The following is an 18,152-nucleotide window of genomic DNA, read 5'->3' as shown; positions in this document are numbered from 1 at the left end:
CTTCACGATGGTCAGTCCATTTTCACGCGCGGTAGTTTCTTGAGGATCTTCGACGAGACCTTGGAGTTGTCACCTGAGGCGACCGAGCTGGCGTGGACGCTCGCTCCGTGACTCGCGATGATCCCGTGATTGATGATCAGTTCCTGCCGTTGCACCAACTCGTCCGTATGGATTCCATGAGCTTCGGCGAATTCCACGATGGCGTTCAGCACCCTCTTTTCGATCGCCTTGAGGACCATGCCGCTGTCCGCTTCCTGGAAGTAGCGCTGGTGGTCCTTGTCGGCAACGTTGCGACGCACCGCCTGCCGGGCCCCGTAGTCGAAGCGGCGCAGCTGCGTGATCAGCTTGTCCTGCTTCTGGACCCGGAAGTACATCCAGAAGTCGGGGGCGAATCCCGCGATCGCGCGCACGGGCGAGGCCAGGAGCTCGAACAGGGTCGGGACCAGGGTTCCCGCCGCGAGCTTGAGGACCTCGAACAGGGGCGGCCTGGGCATCAGGGTGTCGACGACCCGGTAGCTGTCGCGCAGAGGGAAGAGCACCGTCGGGGCCGCCTCCACGACGAGGCTGGAGTCCGACCGGACGAAGCGGATGAAAAGGGAGGTCACCAACTCGCCGCCCCAGCCCGTGGAGTACACGGCGAGGTAGGGCCGGGCCTTCTCCTCCGGCGAGCGCTTCAGCGCGTCCATGGCCTCGGGCGTGACTGCGGTGACGGGCCGGCCCAACGGATCGGGGAGGAAGCGCCGGTCCTCCCGGACGGACGAGCCGTCGACGAAGAGCCGCTCCTCGATTTCCAGACAGGGCAGGCCCAGCGTGCCGAGCCGGCCGGCGACATGGGCATAGAGGTCCACCACGTCGAAGTCCTGCGGCTCGACCCCCGGTCGGCTCGGCGAGGTGACGTCGAAGGCGAGTGACCACGAGTCGCGCGCGGAGCCGTACCCGGCGAACGGCGAGTAGCCGCTGTAGGTGGTGACGTTCCCCTCCGCGTACTGGCCGATCTCCCGCAGGCGCACGGCGACGCTCCTGCTGATCGGCTCAGGGGCGGCCGCGAGGTCGAAGCTGTCGGGACGCAGACTCTGCATCGCCCGGCCGTACTTGGTGGAGAGGTCGAACGAGAACACCGTCACCCACGCGAGGAACAACATCAACAGGGTGATGCCCGGCATCGCGACCCACAGCTGAAAGATGAGGGCGAACAGCAACAGGAACGCGAGCAGGATGTCCCGGCTGTGCCTGCGCGCGTTCGCGAGGTACGCGTGCCTGAGCACCACCGGGACGTCGCACGCCGGGGCCGCGGCCACGCCCAGATGCGGCTCCGCCGCCACGTCTTTGACGAGCGACGTGGCGTAGGCGCGTTCCAGGTACGCGGCCGCGCACAAATACCTGGTCACGTCCCGGCTGCCACCCCATCCCGGCACCGCGTTGCGGCGCGCGGGAACCGAACCCGTCATGATCCCCACCCGATTTCAAGCCATTCCGCTTTCGCTCGTGCGCCATGAGGTTGCCAAGTGTGGCCGGGGGCACTGCAATGCTGATGAAATTTCGATGATGCGGCTGAAGGGATGCGCGTGGACGGGGAATCTCCGCAGCGGCTCAGGATCGAGCTGCTCGGACCGGTACGGGTCTGGCGGGGTACGACGCCGCTGGCTTTGGGACCCGTCCGGCGCCAAGCCGTACTGGCCGCGATGGCACTGCGGCCGGGCGGCACCGTGAGCCACGAGGACCTCCTCGACGCGGTGTGGGGCTCGGCGCTGCCGCCCACCGGTCACCGGGTCCTGCCGAGCTACGTGTACGCCCTGCGCAAGGCCCTCGACCCGGAGGGAACCGGGTACGAGGAGTCGGTGATCCGCAGCAGCCAGGGCCGGTACGGCATGGCCGCGGACGCAATCCGCGTCGACGCCGCCGAGTTGGCCGAGCTGGTCGAGGAGGCGCGGCGGGTGAAGGCGTCCGGTGACGTGGCCACCGCGATGGCCCTGCTCGCCGATGCCCTCGCGATGTTCCGGGGAGAGCCCCTGGCCGGGCTGCCGGGGCCGTTCGCCCAGGCCGAGCGGCGGCGGCTGACGGAACGCCGAAGGACACTGCAGTCGCAGCGGCTCGCATGCCTCCTCCTGCTGGGCCGGGCCGCCGAGGCCCTGGACGGTCTGGCCTCGCTGTCCGCCGCCGAGCCGTACGACGAGTCGCTCCTGGCCCTGCACATGCGTGCCCTGTACGCCAACGAGCGCCAGGCCGAGGCGCTGAACGCCTATCAGGGCATGCGCGAGCGGCTGCGCGACGAGCTCGGGGTCAGCCCCGGCGACGCACTGAGCCGGGTGTACGAAGCGGTGCTGCGCCGCGACGACGAACTCCTCCTCGGCCCGGCCGCGGCCCGCCTCGCCGCCCTCCCCGCGGCCGGCCCGGCCGAACTCTCCGCCCCGCCCCGGCCCCGTCCCCCGGTCAACGAACTGCCCGGCGTCACCGGTGTCCTCATCGGGCGGGAGCACGAACAGGCCCTGCTGGCCACCGCGTTCCCACCCGACTCCGTGGGGGTCGCGGCCGTCGACGGCATTGCCGGGGTCGGCAAGACCGCCCTCGTCGTCCGTGCGGCCCAGGAGTTACGCGGCCACTATCCGGACGGCTGCCTCTTCGTCGACCTGCGCGCCCACAGCCCGGGGCGGCAGAAGCTCTCGCCCCAGCGCGTGCTGCGGCGGCTCCTGCGCACGATCGGCACGGCCGACAGCGAGGTACCGGCCGATCTGGACGAACTCGGCGCCGCCTGGCGCGCGGCGACCGGCTCGCTGCGGCTGCTCCTCGTACTGGACGACGCGCGGGGAAGCGCGCAGATCCGGCCGCTGCTCCCGGCGGGACCGGGCAGCATGGTGATCGTGGCCAGTCGCCGGCGACTGGCCGGACTCGACGCCGACCGGCGCATCACGCTGGAGCCTCTGGAGACGGACGACGCGCAGACCCTGCTCGGGCATCTCGTCGGGGAGGAGCGCACGGCCGGGGAACGGGCGGCGACGCGCGAGCTGGCAAGGCTGTGCGGCGGACTGCCGCTGGCTCTGCGCATCGCCGGGACACGGCTGCAGACGCGCCCCGTCTGGACCCTCGCCCATCTGGTGGACCGTATGACGGACGACGACCAGCGGCTCGGCGAGCTCCGTGCCGGGGACCGCAGCCTGGAGGCGGCCTTCCGCCTGTCGTACGACCAGCTCACGCCCTTGCAGCAGCAGGGGTTCCGCGCCCTGGGCCTGACACCGACGAGTGAATTCGACGCCCTGACGCCGGCGGCCATGCTGGGCCGGCCGGCCCGCGACGCCGAGCAGCTCCTGGAGAGCCTGGTCGACACGAGTCTGGTGCAACAGCCCCGGCCGGGCCGCTACCGGCTGCACGACCTGGTACGGGTCCATGCCCGGCGACTCGCGGAGGCCACCCCGGCCGAAACGGGGGCGGCGCGCACCGCCGTACTCCGCCTCTACGTGGACGCGGGCCGGACCGCCAGCGACTGGGGCTCCGACGGCTTCCCCACCGGACCGCCCGCGACGGGAGCCTTCACGGGCTGGGCCGACGCGAGTGCCTGGCTGAACGCAGCCGACGCCGAACTCGCCGACGTCGTCGGCCATGCGGCAGGCCTCGGCGAAGCCGACCACGCCTGCTGGATCGCCGAGGCGCTGACCGACCACTTCCTGCGCCGGGGCCGCTACCACGAAGGCCGCACGGCCCTGGAAGTCGCGCTCCCCCAGGCGGACCTGGCCACCGACCGGCGGATGGCGCCCGCGCTGCGCAACTGCCTGGGGATCGTCGAGATCTACCAGGGCGACGCCGCACGGGCGCGCGCGATGTTCACCGAGGCGCTGCGCCTGAGCCGCGATCGTGCGGACCGGCGTGAGGAGGCCCGGGCCCTGGGCGGGATCGGGGCCGCGGAGCTGAACTCCGGCGAGTTCGAGCAGGCCCTCTCCCCCCTCACCGCGGCGGTCGACCTGGCCCGGGTGGTGGAGGACGACTGGCTGGTGGCGATGGTGCTCTGCCTGCTGGGCATGACCTACCGCACGCTGGGGCGGACCGGCGACGCGCTCCTGTGCCTGGCCGAGGCCGCCCTCCGCGCCGAGGCGAACGGGCGGCCCGCCATGATCAGCAGGGCCCTGAGCTGCGCCGCCGACGTCCACCTCGACCTCGGCCAGTTCACCGAGGCCAAGGAGCTCCTGCGCCGGGCGGCCGACCTGGTGCAGCAGGCGGGCGACATCCCGCTGACCGCGATCACGCTGAGCATGCTGGGCACGGCGGAGCTGGGCGCCGGGAACCTGGAGTCGGCCATGGCCCTCCACCACGAGGCCCTCGCCCGGATCCAGTCGCTGTCCCCGCTGAACGAGCCCCAGCAGACCCGGATGGAGATGGAGATCCGCAGCAGGCTGGGCCGCGCCTACTCGGCAGCGGGCCGGGTCCGCGAGGCCGGCCAGCAGTTCCGGACGGTACTCGCGGTGCCCGGCGCCGGCGCGTACCCTACGGCCCGCGCGCTCGCGCTCGCCGGACTGAAGGAGTGCGAGATCCCCTAGCGAACATGCCTAGCCGTGGCCCACCGCCGCCTCCAGGCGTTGTTCCAGGCGGCGGAAGTTGCGTTCGCCCACCGCCCGCCAGAGCACCCGGGGTGGCAGCGGCAGGTGGCCCATGATCAGGATCTGCTCGCCCGGGTCCGTCTCCTTGAGGATCATCCCGAGTACGGTGAACAGCCTGCTCTTGGGGACTGCGGCGCTGGCCGCGTCGCCGATCTCGTCCCACTCCGCCTGCGACACCACCCCCGGGACGAGCGGCAGCGCCTCGCGCTCCTCCTGGTCGAAGTGGTCCCCGGCGGCCTTGGACACCTGGTCGAGCGCCTCGGCCAGCTCCTCCCGGTGCGTGCTCCCGCCGGCGGCCGCCCACGGCCCGAGCAGGGCGCCCGCCCGGGCGAGGTGGTCCGACAGCTCGGCGTGCTGGTCCTGCATCCGCTTCCACAACTCGCGCTGCCGGGGGAGGCGTTGGGTCAGCTTTGGCCACAGCAGCCGGTCCTCGCCCTCGTGGTGGTGGTGCAGGGTGTCCAGCAGCAGCTCCAGCCGCTCCGCGACCAGCCTGACCTGGGCACGGCTGCCGTGGCGCACTCCGCGCACCCGGCCCGCCGCCTCCCCGAACTCGCGCCGGAACATCCGGTGGACCACCACCATGTCGTGCGTGGTGATCGGTTTTCCCTGGTTCTGCATCGATGTCGACATCGACCATGCCCCCCGCCCTGGTGGGTGTACCGGGCTTCAGCGTGGCGGCCGGCCGGCCGTCTCCACCAGGGGCGCACGGCGGCGCTCCAGCGCCCCCGGGGAGCCCGGTCTATGCCAGGGTGCGCACTGTCTGGTCGCGGAGCCCGTAGCGGGCGGCGACGACGGCCAGCTTGCCGGCGGCCATGCGCCGGGCGATGTCGGGTTCGGCCACGAGCCGGTCGCGGGTGCGCCGGGCGTGCGCGTCGACGGTGGCGTCGATCCGGGCCTCGCCCTGCTGGGCGTGGTCGATGGACGGCCGGATCTGGTCGGCCAGGTACTGGATGTGCGCGGGCAACGGCTCACCCGTCTCCTCGGCGCGGACGGCGGCGCCGACCGCCCCGCAGGACTGGTGGCCGAGCACCAGCAGAAGCGGGATCTCCAGTTCCAGGACCCCGAACGCGACGCTGCCGAGGACGGCTTCGTCCAGTACCTCGCCGGCCGAGCGTACGGTCAGGAGGTCGCCGAGGCCCTGGTCGAAGACGAGCTCCGGCGGCACGCGGGAGTCGACGCAGCCGAGGACGTTCGCGAAGGGGCGCTGGGCCCTGGTGAGTCGCATCCGGATGAAGGCCGACTCGTGCGGGTGCTCCTGCCCGTACGTACGCCAGCGCCGGTTGCCGGCGGCCAGCCGGCGCAGGGCCTCCTCCGGGGAGACGGGGCCGGCGGCGGTCTCCGCTTCGGCGGGCGGCGCCGGGGCGGGAGCGGCGGCGGAGGCGGGGAAGGCGGAGGCGAGGGGGAGGACGGACCCCACGGCCGCCGAGCCCGCCGCGGCGGCGAGGAGCAGGCCGCGGCGGCTGGGCGAAGGGGTGTCCAGTATCCGTGCGTTCGAATCCATCGCGGGACGGTAACCCCGCCTCCGGTGCCCCTGCCCGGGTGCGGGGCGGAATATCGGAAGTCCGGCGGGGTCAGCCGGCCCCGCCCTTGCCGTCCAGGGTCGTCCGGCCGAACTGCTCGTCCAGGACGGACAGTCGGCGCCAGTACTCGTCCTCGTCGATCTCGCCGGTGGCGAACCGGCGGCCCAGGATGGCGATCGGCGAGTTCTCGCCGTACGAGCCCCGGGTCGCCCACGGTCCGCGCGGTCCGCGGCCGCCGCGCCACACCGTGCGGCGCAGGACGGTGACGAAGCCGAAGACGACGGCCGCCCAGATCAGCGGGACGAAGAGGATCCACGGGCCGGGCCCGTCGTAGGCCAGGGTGTTCATCTCGGTTCAGCTCCTCGGAAGGGGTGCGGTTTCCTTGTCGCTTCCGAGACTCTCCCCGGGAGGGTGCCCGGGTCGTCGTACGGCCGGCGGCACCGTGCGTACCGCTACGGGAGTAGCCCCCGGCGGGAGCGGCCTCAGCCGAGCCAGCCGGGCCGGACCAGCCCGGACTCGTAGGCGAGCACCACCAGCTGGGCGCGGTCCCGGGCACCGAGCTTGATCATGGCCCGGCTGACGTGCGTCTTCGCCGTCAGCGGGCTGACCACCAGCCTGCGGGCGATCTCCTCGTTGGACAGCCCGAGGCCGACCAGGGCCATCACCTCGCGCTCCCGCTCGGTCAGCCGGTCCAGCCCGGCCGCCGCCTCCGGGGCCTTCGACCGTGCCGCGAACTCGGCGATCAGCCGGCGCGTCACCCCGGGTGAGAGCAGCGCGTCGCCCGCGACCACCGCCCGTACCGCGCGCAGCAGTTCCTCCGGTTCGGTGTCCTTGACCAGGAACCCGGACGCACCGGAGCGGAGCGCCTCGAAGACGTACTCGTCGAGCTCGAAGGTGGTCAGCATGACCACCTTCACCGCGGCCAGTCCGGGGTCCGAGGTGATCGTGCGGGTGGCGGCGAGGCCGTCGAGCTCGGGCATGCGGATGTCCATCAGGGCGACGTCCGGGCGCAGTCCGCGCGCCAGGCGCACGGCCTCGGCCCCGTCGGCGGCCTCGCCGGCCACCTCGATGTCCGGCTGCGCGTCGAGCAGCGCGCGGAAGCCGGCCCGTACCAGCGCCTGGTCGTCGGCGAGCAGTACGCGGATCACTCCTGGTCCTCCCTCGATGCCGGTCTCCCCGGCGATGTGGTGTCCGTCAGCGGGAGCCGGGCCAGCACCCGGAAGCCGCCGTCCGGCCGGGGGCAGGCCTCGATGGTGCCTCCCTGCGCGGCGGCCCGCTCGCGCATCCCGATCAGGCCGGTGCCGCTGCCGCCGGCGTCGCCGCCGGTGGCGGGCCCGTCGTCGTCCACCTGCAGTTCCAGCGCGCCGAGCGGGCGGGTGACGCGGATCCGGGCGGTCCGCGAGCCCGAGTGGCGCACCACGTTGGTGAGCGCCTCCTGGAGGATCCGGAACGCGGCGAGATCCGTGGCCGGCGACAGTCCCCGGGCCTGCGCCTCGCCCGTCACGGAGACGGTGAGCCCGGCCGAGGCCGCCTGGGCGACCAGTTCGGGGAGCCGGTCGAGTCCGGGGGCGGGGTCGCGGGGTGCCTCACCGGGGGCGCGCAGGGTGTTCAGGACCTGCCGGACCTCGCCGAGCGCCTCCTTGCTGGCCGCCTTGATGGTGGTGAGCGCCGTACGGGCCTGTTCGGGGTCCGTGTCGAGCAGGGCCAGGCCGACGCCCGCCTGCACGTTGATCACGGAGATGCTGTGGGCCAGTACGTCGTGCAGCTCGCGGGCGATCCGCAGCCGCTCCTCGTCCACCCGGCGCCGCTCGGCGGCCTTGCGCTCGGCCCGGTCCCGGGCCCACTGCTCCCGGCGTACGCGGACCACTTCGGACGCGGCGAGTACGGCGATCGCCCAGGCGGTGATGCCGCCCTCCGTCCCCCAGGGGGCGGGGCCGTCGCCGGGCGGCGGCAGCCACCGGTACAGCCAGTGTCCGATGAGCAGATGGCCGGCCCACAGGGCGCCCACCGCGCCCCAGGCGGCGTAGCGGTGTCCGGAGACCACGGCGGCGAGGCAGGCCACGGCGACGCTGATGAAGACGGGGCCGTACGGGTATCCGCCGGCGAGGTAGCCGAGCGTGACGGCGCAGACGCCGTACAGGACGGGCACCGGGTACCGGTGGCGCAGGACCAGCAGGGCGGGGCCGAGGAGCAGCAGGAGCCGCCCGAGTGCGCCGATGGGCTCGCGGCCGGGCTGGGTCTGCTGCACCCAGCCGGTGGCCGCCTGCGCGAGCACGGCCACGAGGAGCGAGGACCGCCACGGCAGCCGCCCGCCGCGGGTGCGCTCCGCCCAGTACTCCCACCGCCGCTCCGCCATGCGGCCACGCTAGACGCCCGGGGCCGCCGCCGTCGTCCGCCGGGCGGGCCGATCGGGCGTACTCCCGGTGGAGTACGCGCGGATCAGGCAAGGTCCGGCAGAGCCTGCCTCGCGCGCAGGGCGTCGACGGCGATGCGGGCGGTGGTGCCGATCACCGCGTCGGCCGCGGGGAGGGTGGCGGCGGGGTTGGCGGCGCGGGTGAAGACGGCGACGGCGTAGCGGCCGCCGTCGGGGTACTCGATGACTCCGACCTCGTTGCGTACGGTCGGCAGGCTGCCGGTCTTCCCGGCCACGTGGACGTCGTCGAAGGGGAATCCGGCGGCCATCCGGTGGGGCCACACCTGGAGTCCGAGCAGGCGGCGGATCGCGGCGCCGTGTTCGGGGGTGCAGGCCTCGTCGCGCCAGACGGCGGCCAGCAGCCGGGTCATGTCGCGGGGGGTGCTTCGGTTGCTCCGGGCCGGGTCGAGGGCGCGGAGCCGGGCGAGCACCTGCGGGTCGGCGAGGGCCCGGGCCGCGTCGGGGCCCGCGTCCTCCCGGACGGTGGCGAACAGCGAGCGGAAGGTGTGGACGGCGCGGGTGCGGGTCAGGCCGAGCCGGGCCGTGGCCTCGTTGACGCCGTCGAGGCCTATGCGCGCGAGGAGCAGGTCCGCGGCGGCGTTGTCGCTGACGGCCGTCATCAGGTACGCGGCGTCGCGCAGGGACATGCGTACGGGATCCAGCATGGCGGCGAGTCCGGTGGGGCCGGCGGTGCGGTCGGCCGGCGGGCACTCGACCTGTTCGGTGAGGTCCAGGCGGCCGGCCGCGGCGTGCTGGTGGAGGGCGACGAGCAGGCAGAGCTTGTGCACGCTGGCGGTGACGACCGGGTGGTCCGCACCGGCGTCGATCTCCGTACCGGAATCGATGTCGACGGCGTGCAGCCGGCCGCTGACGCCGGCTTCTGCGAAGGCTGCGGCGATGCGGCGCAGGGCGTGGTTCACAGCCAGTACTCCGCTGCCGGGCGCAGGTGGAGCGGCCGCGCGGGTGCGTCGGCGGTCACCGCCGCAGTGTTCCACAGGGCGCGGGTGGTCGCTTCGGCGAAGGCCCCGACGGCGGCGTCGCCGCGGCCCTGTGGCCAGGCGACGCTGTGGCGCCAGGCCAGCGGGGCGCCGGCGAGGGGCCGCCAGACGATGTCCGCCTGCGGGCCCGGGGCGTCGGCCGACCCGGTGTCGCGCGGGGCGAAGGCCACGGCGTTCGCGGAGAGGACGAGGCCGCGGACGAAGCCGGGGCCGCGGCCCTGGCGGACGGTGGCGGGGGTGTAGCCGCCCCGGGCGCACGTGTTCAGCACGTCGTCGTGCAGGGCGGGTGCCTCGGCCCGCGGGAAGAGGACCAGACCGTATCCGGTGAGGGCGGCGAGCGGTACCTCGGCCAGGGCGGCGGCCGGGGCCTCGCGGGGCAGCAGCACGCCGAGTTCGCGGCGCAGGACCGGCCCGAGCTCCAGGCCGGCGATGTCGCAGGGGTGCCGGACGAACCCGACGTCGAGCTCGCGGGAGGTGAACCGGGCCAGTTGTTCTGCGGTGGACAGCTCGTGGAGCTCCAGTTCCACGCCGGGGTGGTGCTGCCGGAAGGCTGCCAGGATCGCGGCGATCGCCTCGCCGGCGAGGTCGGGCGGCAGCGCGGCCCGCAGGAGTCCGCTCTCACCGTCGCGGATGCGGCGGGCGGTGGCCGCGAGGGCGTCCGCGCGGGCGAGCAGCAGACGGGCGTCATCCAGCAGCATCGTGCCCGCCGCGGTGATCGTGACCTGTCGGCTGGTGCGTTCGAAGAGCCGGACGCCGAGCTCGCGCTCCAGGCGCTGGATGCGCTGGGACAGGGGTGGCTGGGCCATGCCGAGCAGCTCGGCGGCGCGGCCGAAATGTCTTTCTTCTGCAACAGCCACGAAGCACTGCAGATGCCGGATCAGGTCCACGGCCAGCAACGATATCCGAGTTTGATCGATCCGAGATCCATAGGGAACTTGGACGGAGGCCGGGCGGCGGTGTTGTGCTCAACTCATGTCCTCGAACCGCTTCTCCCCATGCGCCGCCGCCATTGCCCTCGGCCTCGCGCTGACCGCCGCCGGGCTCACCGGCTGCTCGACGGCCGCGCGGCCGCCCGCCGCGGCCGGGCCGACCTCGACGCTGAGCGCCTCCGCCCCCGCCCCCGCCCCCGCCGTCCCGGGTGTCGACAGCCGGGAGCGGCTGACCGTGGACGGCGGCACCCGGGAGTACCTGATGCACCGCCCCGCCGCGGACGGCGGCGGACCGCGGCCGCTGGTCATCGCCTTCCACGGGCGCGGGGCCGACGCCGAGAACCTGCGCAAGCAGAGCGGCCTGGACCGGGCCGCCGAGGCCCGCGGCATGCTCCTCGTGTACCCGGAGGCCCTGGGCAAGGCCTGGGGCGCCGGCACCGCTCCCACCGACCGGCGCCCGGATCCGGACGCCGATGTCCGGTTCACCGAGGCGCTGGTCGCCGAACTCGTGCGCACCGGCCGGGCGGACCCGCACCGGGTCTACGTCGCCGGGTTCTCCAACGGCGGCTCCATGGCGCTGCGGATGGCCGCGCAGCGTCCGGACCTGGTCGCGGGCGCGGCTTCGGTCTCCGGTGAACTCCCCACCGGGGCCGCCGCCGTGAAGCCCACCGGGCCGGTGCCCGTCCTGATCGTCTACGGGGCCGAGGACCCCGTACGGCCACTGGCCGGGCTGCCCAGTCCCGGGCCGGCCGCTCCCGGGGAGGAGCCCATCACCGCGACCATGTCCGCCCGGGCCAGTGCGGAGGCGTTCGCCGCCGCGGGCGGGGCCGGCAGTCCTGGCGAGGAGGGCAGGCCCGGCTACGACTCCGTCACCTGGCCGGCCGGCCCCGCGGGGGCGGCGGTGCGGCTGCTCGTCATGCACGGGGCGGGCCACACCTGGCCCGGCTCGGCCGTTCCCCCGCCCGCGGGCTTCGGTTCCGTCAGCACCGCACTGGACGCGAGCGCCACCGTGCTCGACTTCCTTTCCACCGGGCGGCGTTGACGGCGGCCGCCGCCGCGCACCCTCGCCGCTCATGGCGCCCTACACCACAGCCCGGCCCCCGAGTGTGGTGTGCGGGGCCATGGGCGCGGCCGTCCGCCCTCCCTAGGGTTCAGCCATGACGAGCCAACTTCCTTTCCTGCGGGAGCGCGTCGCGCTGGTGACCGGCGGCGGCAGCGGCATCGGACGGGCCTGCGCGATCGCCCTGGCCGAGGCGGGCGCCACCGTGCACGTGGTCGACATCGCCGAGGAGTCGGCCACCTCCGTCGCCGGACTCGTCGGCGGGCGGGCGCACGTCGTCGACCTCGCCGACCCGGCCGCGATCGAGGGGCTGCCGACCGAGGTGGACATCCTGGTCAACAGCGCGGGCCTGCAACACGTCGCCCCCATCACCGAGTTCCCGGCCGAGCGGTTCACCCTGATCCAGCAGGTGATGGTCACCGCGCCGTTCCTGCTGCTGCGGCACGTGCTGCCGCACATGTACGCGGCCGGCTGGGGGCGGGTGGTCAACATCTCCAGCGCCCACGGGCTGCGGGCCAGTGCGTACAAGTCCGCGTACGTGGCCGCGAAGCACGGGCTGGAGGGGCTGAGCAAGGTCGCCGCGGTCGAGGGCGCACCGTACGGGGTGACCAGCAACTGCGTCAGCCCAGGCTACGTCCGTACGCCGCTGGTCGAGGCGCAGATCGAGCAGCAGGCCTCCGCGCACGGCATCGCCCCCTGCGACGTGCTGTCCGAGGTGCTGCTGACCCGGTCCGCGATCAAGCGGCTGATCGAGCCCGAGGAGGTCGCGGCGGCGGCGGTGTGGCTGTGCGGGCCCCACGCCGGCTACCTCACGGGCACCTCACTCCCCCTCGATGGTGGCTGGACGGCCACCTGAAGTTAACTACCGATCAGTAGACAGGCGGGGCGATCTTTCGAATTCTGGCACCGTACATGTCAATCCCCCCTGAGGAGCGCCCCCACATGCGCAGCACCCGCGCCCGCGTCCGCCTGCTCGGCACCGCCACCACCACGGCCGCGGCCACCGTCGTCCTGATGCTGGCCCCTGCCGCCTCCGCCCAGGCCGCCCCCGTCCCGGTCCCGGCCCAGGTGACCGCCCCGGCCGCGGCCACCGCCTCCGCGCCGGGCGGCAACGCCCTCCTGCGCGGTATCGACTACGGCACCTGGAAGCAGGATGTCGCCGCCGTCATGGCCACGGCCCGTCCCTACGTCGAGCAGCGCATCGCCCAGTCGCCCGCCGGCGAGAAGCCCGCGATCGTCCTCGACATCGACAACTCCTCGCTGGAGACGGACTTCCACTGGTTCTGGACCCTCCCGACCCCGGCGATCTCCGAGGTCCGCGACCTGACCCGGTACGCCAACGAGCACGGCGTCGCCATCATCTTCGTCACCGCCCGCCCCGGGATCATCCAGTCCCTCACCGAGCACAACCTGAAGGCCGTCGGCTACCCCGTCACGGACCTGTACGTCCGGGACCTGCCGGCCCTCTTCAGCGAGGTCAGCGCCTACAAGACGGCCAAGCGCGCCGAGATCGAGGGCCGCGGCTACACGATCATCGCCAACATCGGCAACAACAACAGCGACCTGGTCGGCGGCCATGCCGAGCGCACCTTCAAGCTCCCGGACTACGACGGCAAGCTCTCCTAGCCGGTCCGCGAGGTCAGCGGCGAAATCCGCGCCTCCTGAACGGTCCTGACAGACCGTAAGACGCGTCTGCCCTGGTCCTCACCGCTCATGCGGGGAGCCGCGGGCCGGTGACCCGGCCCGCGGCTTCAGGAGGGTCGGACCCCGTCGCAGGTGATCCGCAGGTGGCGCGGGCCGCGCAGCACCGCGTTCTGCCGGTAGGGCGGCGGGTCCTCGACCAGGCGCGGGTTCTCCAGGCGGCGGGCCAGCTCGGTCAGCGCGAGCTGCGCCTCCAGCCGGGCCAGCGGGGCGCCGAAGCAGCTGTGGATGCCGCTGCCGAGGCCCAGGTGCTGGATGTCCTTGCGGTACGGGTCGAACCGGTCCGGGTTCTCGAAGCGGTTCGGGTCCCGGTTGCCCGAGGCGAGGATCAGCCACATCGAGGACCCCTTGGGGATGGTGACCCCGCCGACCTCGATGTCCGCGAGCGGGGTGCGCTGCGGCAGCAGCTGCACCGGCGGCTCGAACCGCAGCAGTTCCTCGACCATGGGCACGGCCAGGTCGGGCGTCGCGCGCAGCTGCTGCAGGACGTCCGGATTGCGCAGCAGCGTGAGCATCCCGTTGGTGATGAGGTTGACGGTGGTCTCGTGGCCCGCGATGAGCAGCAGAGCCGCGGTGCTCAGCAGCTCCATCGTGCTCATCGTCTCGTCCTGGCCGTGTCCGACGGCCAGTTGGGAGAGCATGTCCTCGCCGGGGTTCTTGCGGCGCTCCTCGATCAGCCCGGCCAGGTACATGCCCAGTTCCATCCGGGCGTCGTGGGTCTTCTTCTCCCGCTCCGTCTGGTCGGCGCCGGGGTCGGGGTCCAGGCTCGCGGCCAGGGTGTCGGCCCAGACGTGGAAGCGGGCCTCGTCCTCGCGCGGTACGCCGAGCAGCCGGCAGATCATGGTGACGGGGAACGGGTAGGCGAACTGGTCGACCAGGTCGATCCGTTCCGGGTCTCCGAGGTTGTCGATGAGTCCGGTGACGGTGGTGCCGAGGAACTCGCGCATGTCGTCGACGCGGTGCGGGGAGTGCGGCGGCCCGAAGGGGCGGTTGGTCATCCGGCGCAGCCGGTCGTGCTCCGGCGGGTCCAGTTTGAGGAAGCTGGGCGGCAGGGCCGAGGCTCCCTCGTCCTCGGCGCCGGCCAGCGGGTCCCCGGCGCCGGCGGCGAGGTTGCGGGCCTCGGAGCTGAGCCGCGGGTCGTGCAGCAGGCTCTGGATGTCGTAGTACGTGCTGATGACGTACGGGCCGTCCCCGTCGTGGAAGACCGGGGTCTTGCGCAGCTCCGCGTACAGCGGGTACGGGTTCGCGCGGTTCGAGTAGTCGAGGATGTCGCTCAGGATGCCTTGTTTCATGCCGGGTCCTCCGGGGGGCGGGCGGGTCAGTGCCCGGCGGGGGTGAACGTGAGGCGCCGGTCGGCCGGCGAGTATCCGCTGAGGGTGACGGTCGGTCCGTGCGTGGGCAAGGACGGGTCCGGGAAGTCCGCGGGGAGCGGCTTCTGCCCTTCGGGCCGCCGGTCGACCGTGGGGAACGGGGGCGGGAAGGGCGCGGTGGCCTCGATCTGCTGCTGGTAGAACTGCAGCCAGCGCGAGTTGTCGAAGGTGACCGCTCCGATGACGCGGCCCTGGTAGCCGTAGACGCCGGTGAAGCGGCGTTCGGCGCGCGAGCCCTGGGTGATCATGATCTCGGTGCCCATCGAGGGCACGCCGACCGATTTGATGCTCACTCCGAACTGCGAGGACCAGAAGGCAGGCACCCAGATGTGCGGGCGGCGCTCGGTGCTCTCGCTGAGCATGTTGTGGGCCGCGGTCTCCGCCTGCGAGACGGCGTTGCCCCAGTGCTCCAGGGACAGGAACTGGTAGCCGAACAGCGGGTGCGGGGAGCGGGCGACGTCGCCCGCCACGAAGATGTCGTCGGTGACGATGCCGCGGATGTCGAAGGCCCGGCAGCCCGCGTCGCAGGCGATGCCGCGGGGTCCGGCGCCGAGTCCGGAGCCGGTCAGCCACTCGGTGTTGCGCTGGGCGCCGAGCGAGACGACCACGACGTCGCACTCCAGCGAGGTGCCGTCGGAGAAGTGCGCGGCGCGGACGCGTCCGGTGGTGTCGCCCTCCAGGGCCGTGACCATGATGCCGGTGCGCAGGTCGACGCCGTTCTCCCGGTGGAGTTCGGCGGCGACCGCGCCGATGACCCCGCCGAGGGCGCCGACCAGGGGCGCGTCGGCGCGCTCGGCGACGGTGACCTCCACACCGCGCTCGCGGCAGGCGGAGGCGATCTCGGAGCCGGTGAACCCGGCGCCGATGACCAGGACCCGGCGCGGGCCCGCGTCGAGCCGCCGGGCCAGGGCCGCGCCGTCGTCGCGGGTCCGGAGCACGAACACGCCGTCGAGCTCGCCCTCGGCCGGGTTCGGCCAGGGCCGGGCCCGGACGCCGGTGGCGATCAGCAGCCGGTCGTACGGGACCTCGTCCCCGTCGGCGAGTTTGACCCGGCGGGCCGCCATGTCGAGGCCGGTCGCCCGTACGCCGAGGCGCCATTCGGCTTCGATGTCGCGGCGGCGGGGCAGCGCGGTGCCCTCGGCCGTACCCATGCCCAGCAGCGCCTGCTTGGACAGGGGCGGGCGGTCGTACGGCTCGTAGGGCTCGTCGCCGATCATGGTCAGCGAGCCCTTGAAGCCCTTCTCGCGCAAGGTCTCGGCGCCGCGCAGCCCGGCGAGCGAGGCGCCGACGACGACGATCCGGCCGTCCACCTTGAGACGGTCCGTGGCGGTGTCAGCCATCGGATGCCTCCGCGGCGGCCATGTCCAGCTCGTCCACGAGGATCGCCTGCACGGGGCAGGCGGCGACCGCCTGGGCCACGCGCTCGCGGTGGGCGTCCTGTGCCTGCGGGTCGTAGAGCAGGCCCTCGTCTCCGTGCATCGCGAAGACGTCGGGTGCGAGGAAGGCGCACTGCGCGTACCCCTGGCACCGGTTGAGATCGACGACAAGCCTCAGCAAGGTCCGGTCCTTTCGTTGGCCCTCCGGCTCCCCGGTCAGCGTGCGGCCCGGGAAGCGGAACGGCCCGTCCGGCAAGGCCATTGGGGTGACGGGAGGCGGCGACGACCGGACGTCACGCGGAGCGGCGGGCGACGCGCAGGATGTACAGGCTGATGAGCAGCGCCCAGGCCGGGAAGACGAGCTCGCAGTACGGCACGCTGGAGCCCACCGCCAGCAGGACCAGCCCGGCCAGGGTCCCGATCACGACCAGGGATCTGGGCAGGACCCCGAGCTTGCGCCCGATGGTGGAGGTCGCGAGGACGAAGACGGCCGCCATCCGCATCCCGTACGTCGTGAGCAGCGTGTACGCGAAATGCCGGCCGAAGCCCGTGGGGTCCTCGGCGTCGAGCACGGTCCCGGCGGCGGCGACGGCGCCGAAGAGGCAGGCGACGAAGACCAGTCCGCTGCCCAGGAACACGGTCGCGATGAACCGGTCCTCGGCGTCGCCGGTGTGCTCGCGCAGTGCGCCCATGAACCACAGGAAGGCGATGCCCGCGAACGGGACGAGCTCGGTCGCGGTCTGCAGCGCCCCCCGCTTGCCCGGGGCGATCATCTCCTCGCCGCCGCCCCCTTCGGGCAGGGCGATCCGGGCGAGCACGATCGCCGCCGCGAGCAGGACGGCGAAGACGACCCCCGCCAGCCCCGCGGCCTTGGGGGTGCTCAGGGCTTGTTGCCGGGTCCCCGGTGCTCGCTCTGTCATATCTCCAGCAAGCCGCCCGCCCGGCCCTCGTGCCAGCGGGGCAGCGCGGTCGGGTGACGCCCGGGGCGGTCTGCTGAGGACCGCCCCCGGGCGTCCGGAGTCCCGGCTAGGTCGCCGTGATCAGGATGCTGCCGGGCTCGCCCGCTCCCTCCTCCAGGTGCGGCGCCGTACGGGAGGTGGCCGGGCCGGTGCCCGCCACGATGAGGGCGAGCAGCACCGCGGCGGCCTCGCTCTGCAGGATCCGGGCGGCCTGCACGAGGCGGTGCGGGTCGGGGGCGGGGATGGACAGGGCCAGGCACTCGGCGTTGGGGCCCGAGGTGATCGGGACGGCCGCGCAGACCGTTCCCACGGCGTACTCCTGGAGGTCCAGCAGGGGTGTGCCCGGGCGGCGGCCGTCGAGCTGCCGGAAGAGGTCTTCCTGCCGGGTGATGGTGTGGGCGGTGAAACGCGCCGCCCGGTGCCGGGACAGGTGGTCCTTGCGGCCGTCGGGTCCGAGCTGGGCCAGCAGGGCCTTGCCGACGGCCGAGGCGTGGGCGGCGGCCCGGAAGTCGACCCACTCGTCCACGAGCGGTGTCGCAGGCCCGTCGGCGTACTGGGTGATGCACACCTCGCCGTCGGTGTAGCGGGCCACGTAGACGGCGGCGCCGACCGCGTCCCGGACCCAGGCGAGGGTCTCCTTCAGGTGTCCGCGCCCGTCGCCGGACGCCGCCTCGGTCAGTAAGAGCGCCCGGCCCGCGATGTACGCGCCGGGGCCGGCCGGGGCCGCCAGGTTGGCCCGTACGAGCTGCTCCATCACCCGGGCCAGCACCAGCTGGGGCATCCGCGTCTCGCGGGCAATCTGGGCGAGGCCCACCCCGCCCGAGTACCGGCCCACGACCTCCAGGACGCGCAGTGCCCGGTGGACGGCCTCCATCGCGACCGGAGCCGGCCGCCCCTGGCCCGAGCCGCGCGCGGCGCCGGTCAGCGGCGGGTGCCTGAGGGCTTCGAGCGCCCAGGCGTTCGCCTCGTCCGTCAGGTGCAGGATGTCCAGCCGCGTGTGCTGGGCGATGGCCACCGCCACGTGCGGGCCGAGGAGGTACACCTCCCCCTGGTCCTGGTCGTCGCTCCAACTCAGCGCCGTCACGGCCCTGCGGAGCCGGGCGGGCAGCCGGTACGGGGGCCGCCCGCCGTACCCTCTCACCACCGTGAGGGCGGTGAGGTCCTGGGTGCTGATCGGCGGCGAGGTCCAGATGACCGAGGCGCCGAGGGCGTCCTCCAGGTTCTCCGGGACCTCCGGCAG

The 18,152-nt window shown here is 73.5% G+C and carries 17 protein-coding genes; 4 read left to right on the top strand and 13 right to left on the bottom strand.

Going from position 1 to position 18,152, the window contains the following annotated elements; all coding sequences use genetic code 11:
• Window positions 1-11 precede the first annotated feature (11 nt).
• Window positions 12-1,388, bottom strand: a complete 1,377-nt coding sequence (locus tag OG509_RS36525; RefSeq protein WP_406186862.1) for a zinc ribbon domain-containing protein — start codon at window positions 1,386-1,388, stop codon at window positions 12-14.
• A 177-nt stretch (window positions 1,389-1,565) separates the two neighbouring features.
• On the opposite strand from OG509_RS36525, the gene OG509_RS36520 reads away from it, so the two are divergent.
• Window positions 1,566-4,526 (top strand): AfsR/SARP family transcriptional regulator, encoded by a 2,961-nt coding sequence (locus OG509_RS36520; RefSeq protein ID WP_406186861.1) that lies wholly within the window; start codon window positions 1,566-1,568, stop codon window positions 4,524-4,526.
• A 9-nt stretch (window positions 4,527-4,535) separates the two neighbouring features.
• Here OG509_RS36520 and OG509_RS36515 read toward each other — a convergent pair whose 3' ends face one another.
• From OG509_RS36515 to OG509_RS36485, 7 genes are all read right to left on the bottom strand, one after another.
• Window positions 4,536-5,216 (bottom strand): hemerythrin domain-containing protein, encoded by a 681-nt coding sequence (locus OG509_RS36515; protein ID WP_406186860.1) that lies wholly within the window; start codon window positions 5,214-5,216, stop codon window positions 4,536-4,538.
• A 109-nt stretch (window positions 5,217-5,325) separates the two neighbouring features.
• The gene (locus tag OG509_RS36510) at window positions 5,326-6,087 is read right to left on the bottom strand and encodes a carbonic anhydrase (RefSeq protein WP_406186859.1); all 762 of its coding nucleotides are present in this window, start codon (window positions 6,085-6,087) and stop codon (window positions 5,326-5,328) included.
• A 70-nt stretch (window positions 6,088-6,157) separates the two neighbouring features.
• Window positions 6,158-6,454, bottom strand: coding sequence for an SHOCT domain-containing protein (locus OG509_RS36505; RefSeq protein ID WP_403727237.1), 297 nt, complete (start codon window positions 6,452-6,454; stop codon window positions 6,158-6,160).
• 134 nt (window positions 6,455-6,588) lie between these two features.
• Window positions 6,589-7,254 (bottom strand): response regulator, encoded by a 666-nt coding sequence (locus OG509_RS36500; RefSeq protein WP_406186858.1) that lies wholly within the window; start codon window positions 7,252-7,254, stop codon window positions 6,589-6,591.
• Window positions 7,251-8,462, bottom strand: a complete 1,212-nt coding sequence (locus OG509_RS36495) for a sensor histidine kinase (protein ID WP_406186856.1) — start codon at window positions 8,460-8,462, stop codon at window positions 7,251-7,253. The genes OG509_RS36500 and OG509_RS36495 overlap by 4 nt, the downstream gene beginning before the upstream one ends.
• Before the next feature lie 83 nt (window positions 8,463-8,545).
• Window positions 8,546-9,439 (bottom strand): serine hydrolase, encoded by an 894-nt coding sequence (locus OG509_RS36490; protein WP_406186855.1) that lies wholly within the window; start codon window positions 9,437-9,439, stop codon window positions 8,546-8,548.
• A complete protein-coding gene (locus OG509_RS36485) occupies window positions 9,436-10,374 on the bottom strand; it encodes a LysR family transcriptional regulator (RefSeq protein ID WP_406186854.1) in 939 nt (312 codons plus the stop codon). The genes OG509_RS36490 and OG509_RS36485 overlap by 4 nt, the downstream gene beginning before the upstream one ends.
• 115 nt (window positions 10,375-10,489) lie before the next feature.
• Between OG509_RS36485 and OG509_RS36480 the strand changes: the two genes are divergently transcribed.
• The 3 genes from OG509_RS36480 (at window position 10,490) to OG509_RS36470 (ending at window position 13,132) form a co-directional block, all read left to right on the top strand.
• Window positions 10,490-11,488, top strand: a complete 999-nt coding sequence (locus OG509_RS36480) for an alpha/beta hydrolase family esterase (RefSeq protein ID WP_406186852.1) — start codon at window positions 10,490-10,492, stop codon at window positions 11,486-11,488.
• A gap of 115 nt (window positions 11,489-11,603) precedes the next feature.
• Window positions 11,604-12,362 (top strand): 3-hydroxybutyrate dehydrogenase, encoded by a 759-nt coding sequence (locus OG509_RS36475; RefSeq protein ID WP_406186851.1) that lies wholly within the window; start codon window positions 11,604-11,606, stop codon window positions 12,360-12,362.
• An 86-nt stretch (window positions 12,363-12,448) separates the two neighbouring features.
• The gene (locus OG509_RS36470; protein ID WP_406186850.1) at window positions 12,449-13,132 is read left to right on the top strand and encodes an HAD family acid phosphatase; all 684 of its coding nucleotides are present in this window, start codon (window positions 12,449-12,451) and stop codon (window positions 13,130-13,132) included.
• A 125-nt stretch (window positions 13,133-13,257) separates the two neighbouring features.
• Here OG509_RS36470 and OG509_RS36465 read toward each other — a convergent pair whose 3' ends face one another.
• The 5 genes from OG509_RS36465 to OG509_RS36445 all read right to left on the bottom strand — a co-directional run bounded on the left by OG509_RS36465 (window position 13,258) and on the right by OG509_RS36445 (window position 17,786).
• The gene (locus tag OG509_RS36465; RefSeq protein ID WP_406186849.1) at window positions 13,258-14,499 is read right to left on the bottom strand and encodes a cytochrome P450; all 1,242 of its coding nucleotides are present in this window, start codon (window positions 14,497-14,499) and stop codon (window positions 13,258-13,260) included.
• Between the two features lie 26 nt (window positions 14,500-14,525).
• Complete coding sequence (locus OG509_RS36460) at window positions 14,526-15,917, bottom strand: NAD(P)/FAD-dependent oxidoreductase (RefSeq protein WP_406186848.1); 1,392 nt, start codon at window positions 15,915-15,917, stop codon at window positions 14,526-14,528.
• Window positions 15,910-16,131 (bottom strand): ferredoxin, encoded by a 222-nt coding sequence (locus OG509_RS36455; RefSeq protein ID WP_406187797.1) that lies wholly within the window; start codon window positions 16,129-16,131, stop codon window positions 15,910-15,912. Before OG509_RS36455 ends, OG509_RS36460 begins: the two co-directional genes overlap by 8 nt.
• Window positions 16,132-16,246: 115 nt before the next feature.
• A complete protein-coding gene (locus tag OG509_RS36450; protein ID WP_406186847.1) occupies window positions 16,247-16,873 on the bottom strand; it encodes a hypothetical protein in 627 nt (208 codons plus the stop codon).
• Between the two features lie 106 nt (window positions 16,874-16,979).
• Window positions 16,980-17,786, bottom strand: coding sequence for an IclR family transcriptional regulator (locus OG509_RS36445; RefSeq protein WP_406187796.1), 807 nt, complete (start codon window positions 17,784-17,786; stop codon window positions 16,980-16,982).
• Between the last annotated feature and the right edge of the window lie 366 nt (window positions 17,787-18,152).

Source organism: Streptomyces sp. NBC_01006 (genome assembly GCF_045162725.1).
Classification (GTDB): Bacteria; Actinomycetota; Actinomycetes; order Streptomycetales; family Streptomycetaceae; genus Streptomyces.
This window is presented reverse-complemented; position numbering and strand designations above follow the sequence as displayed.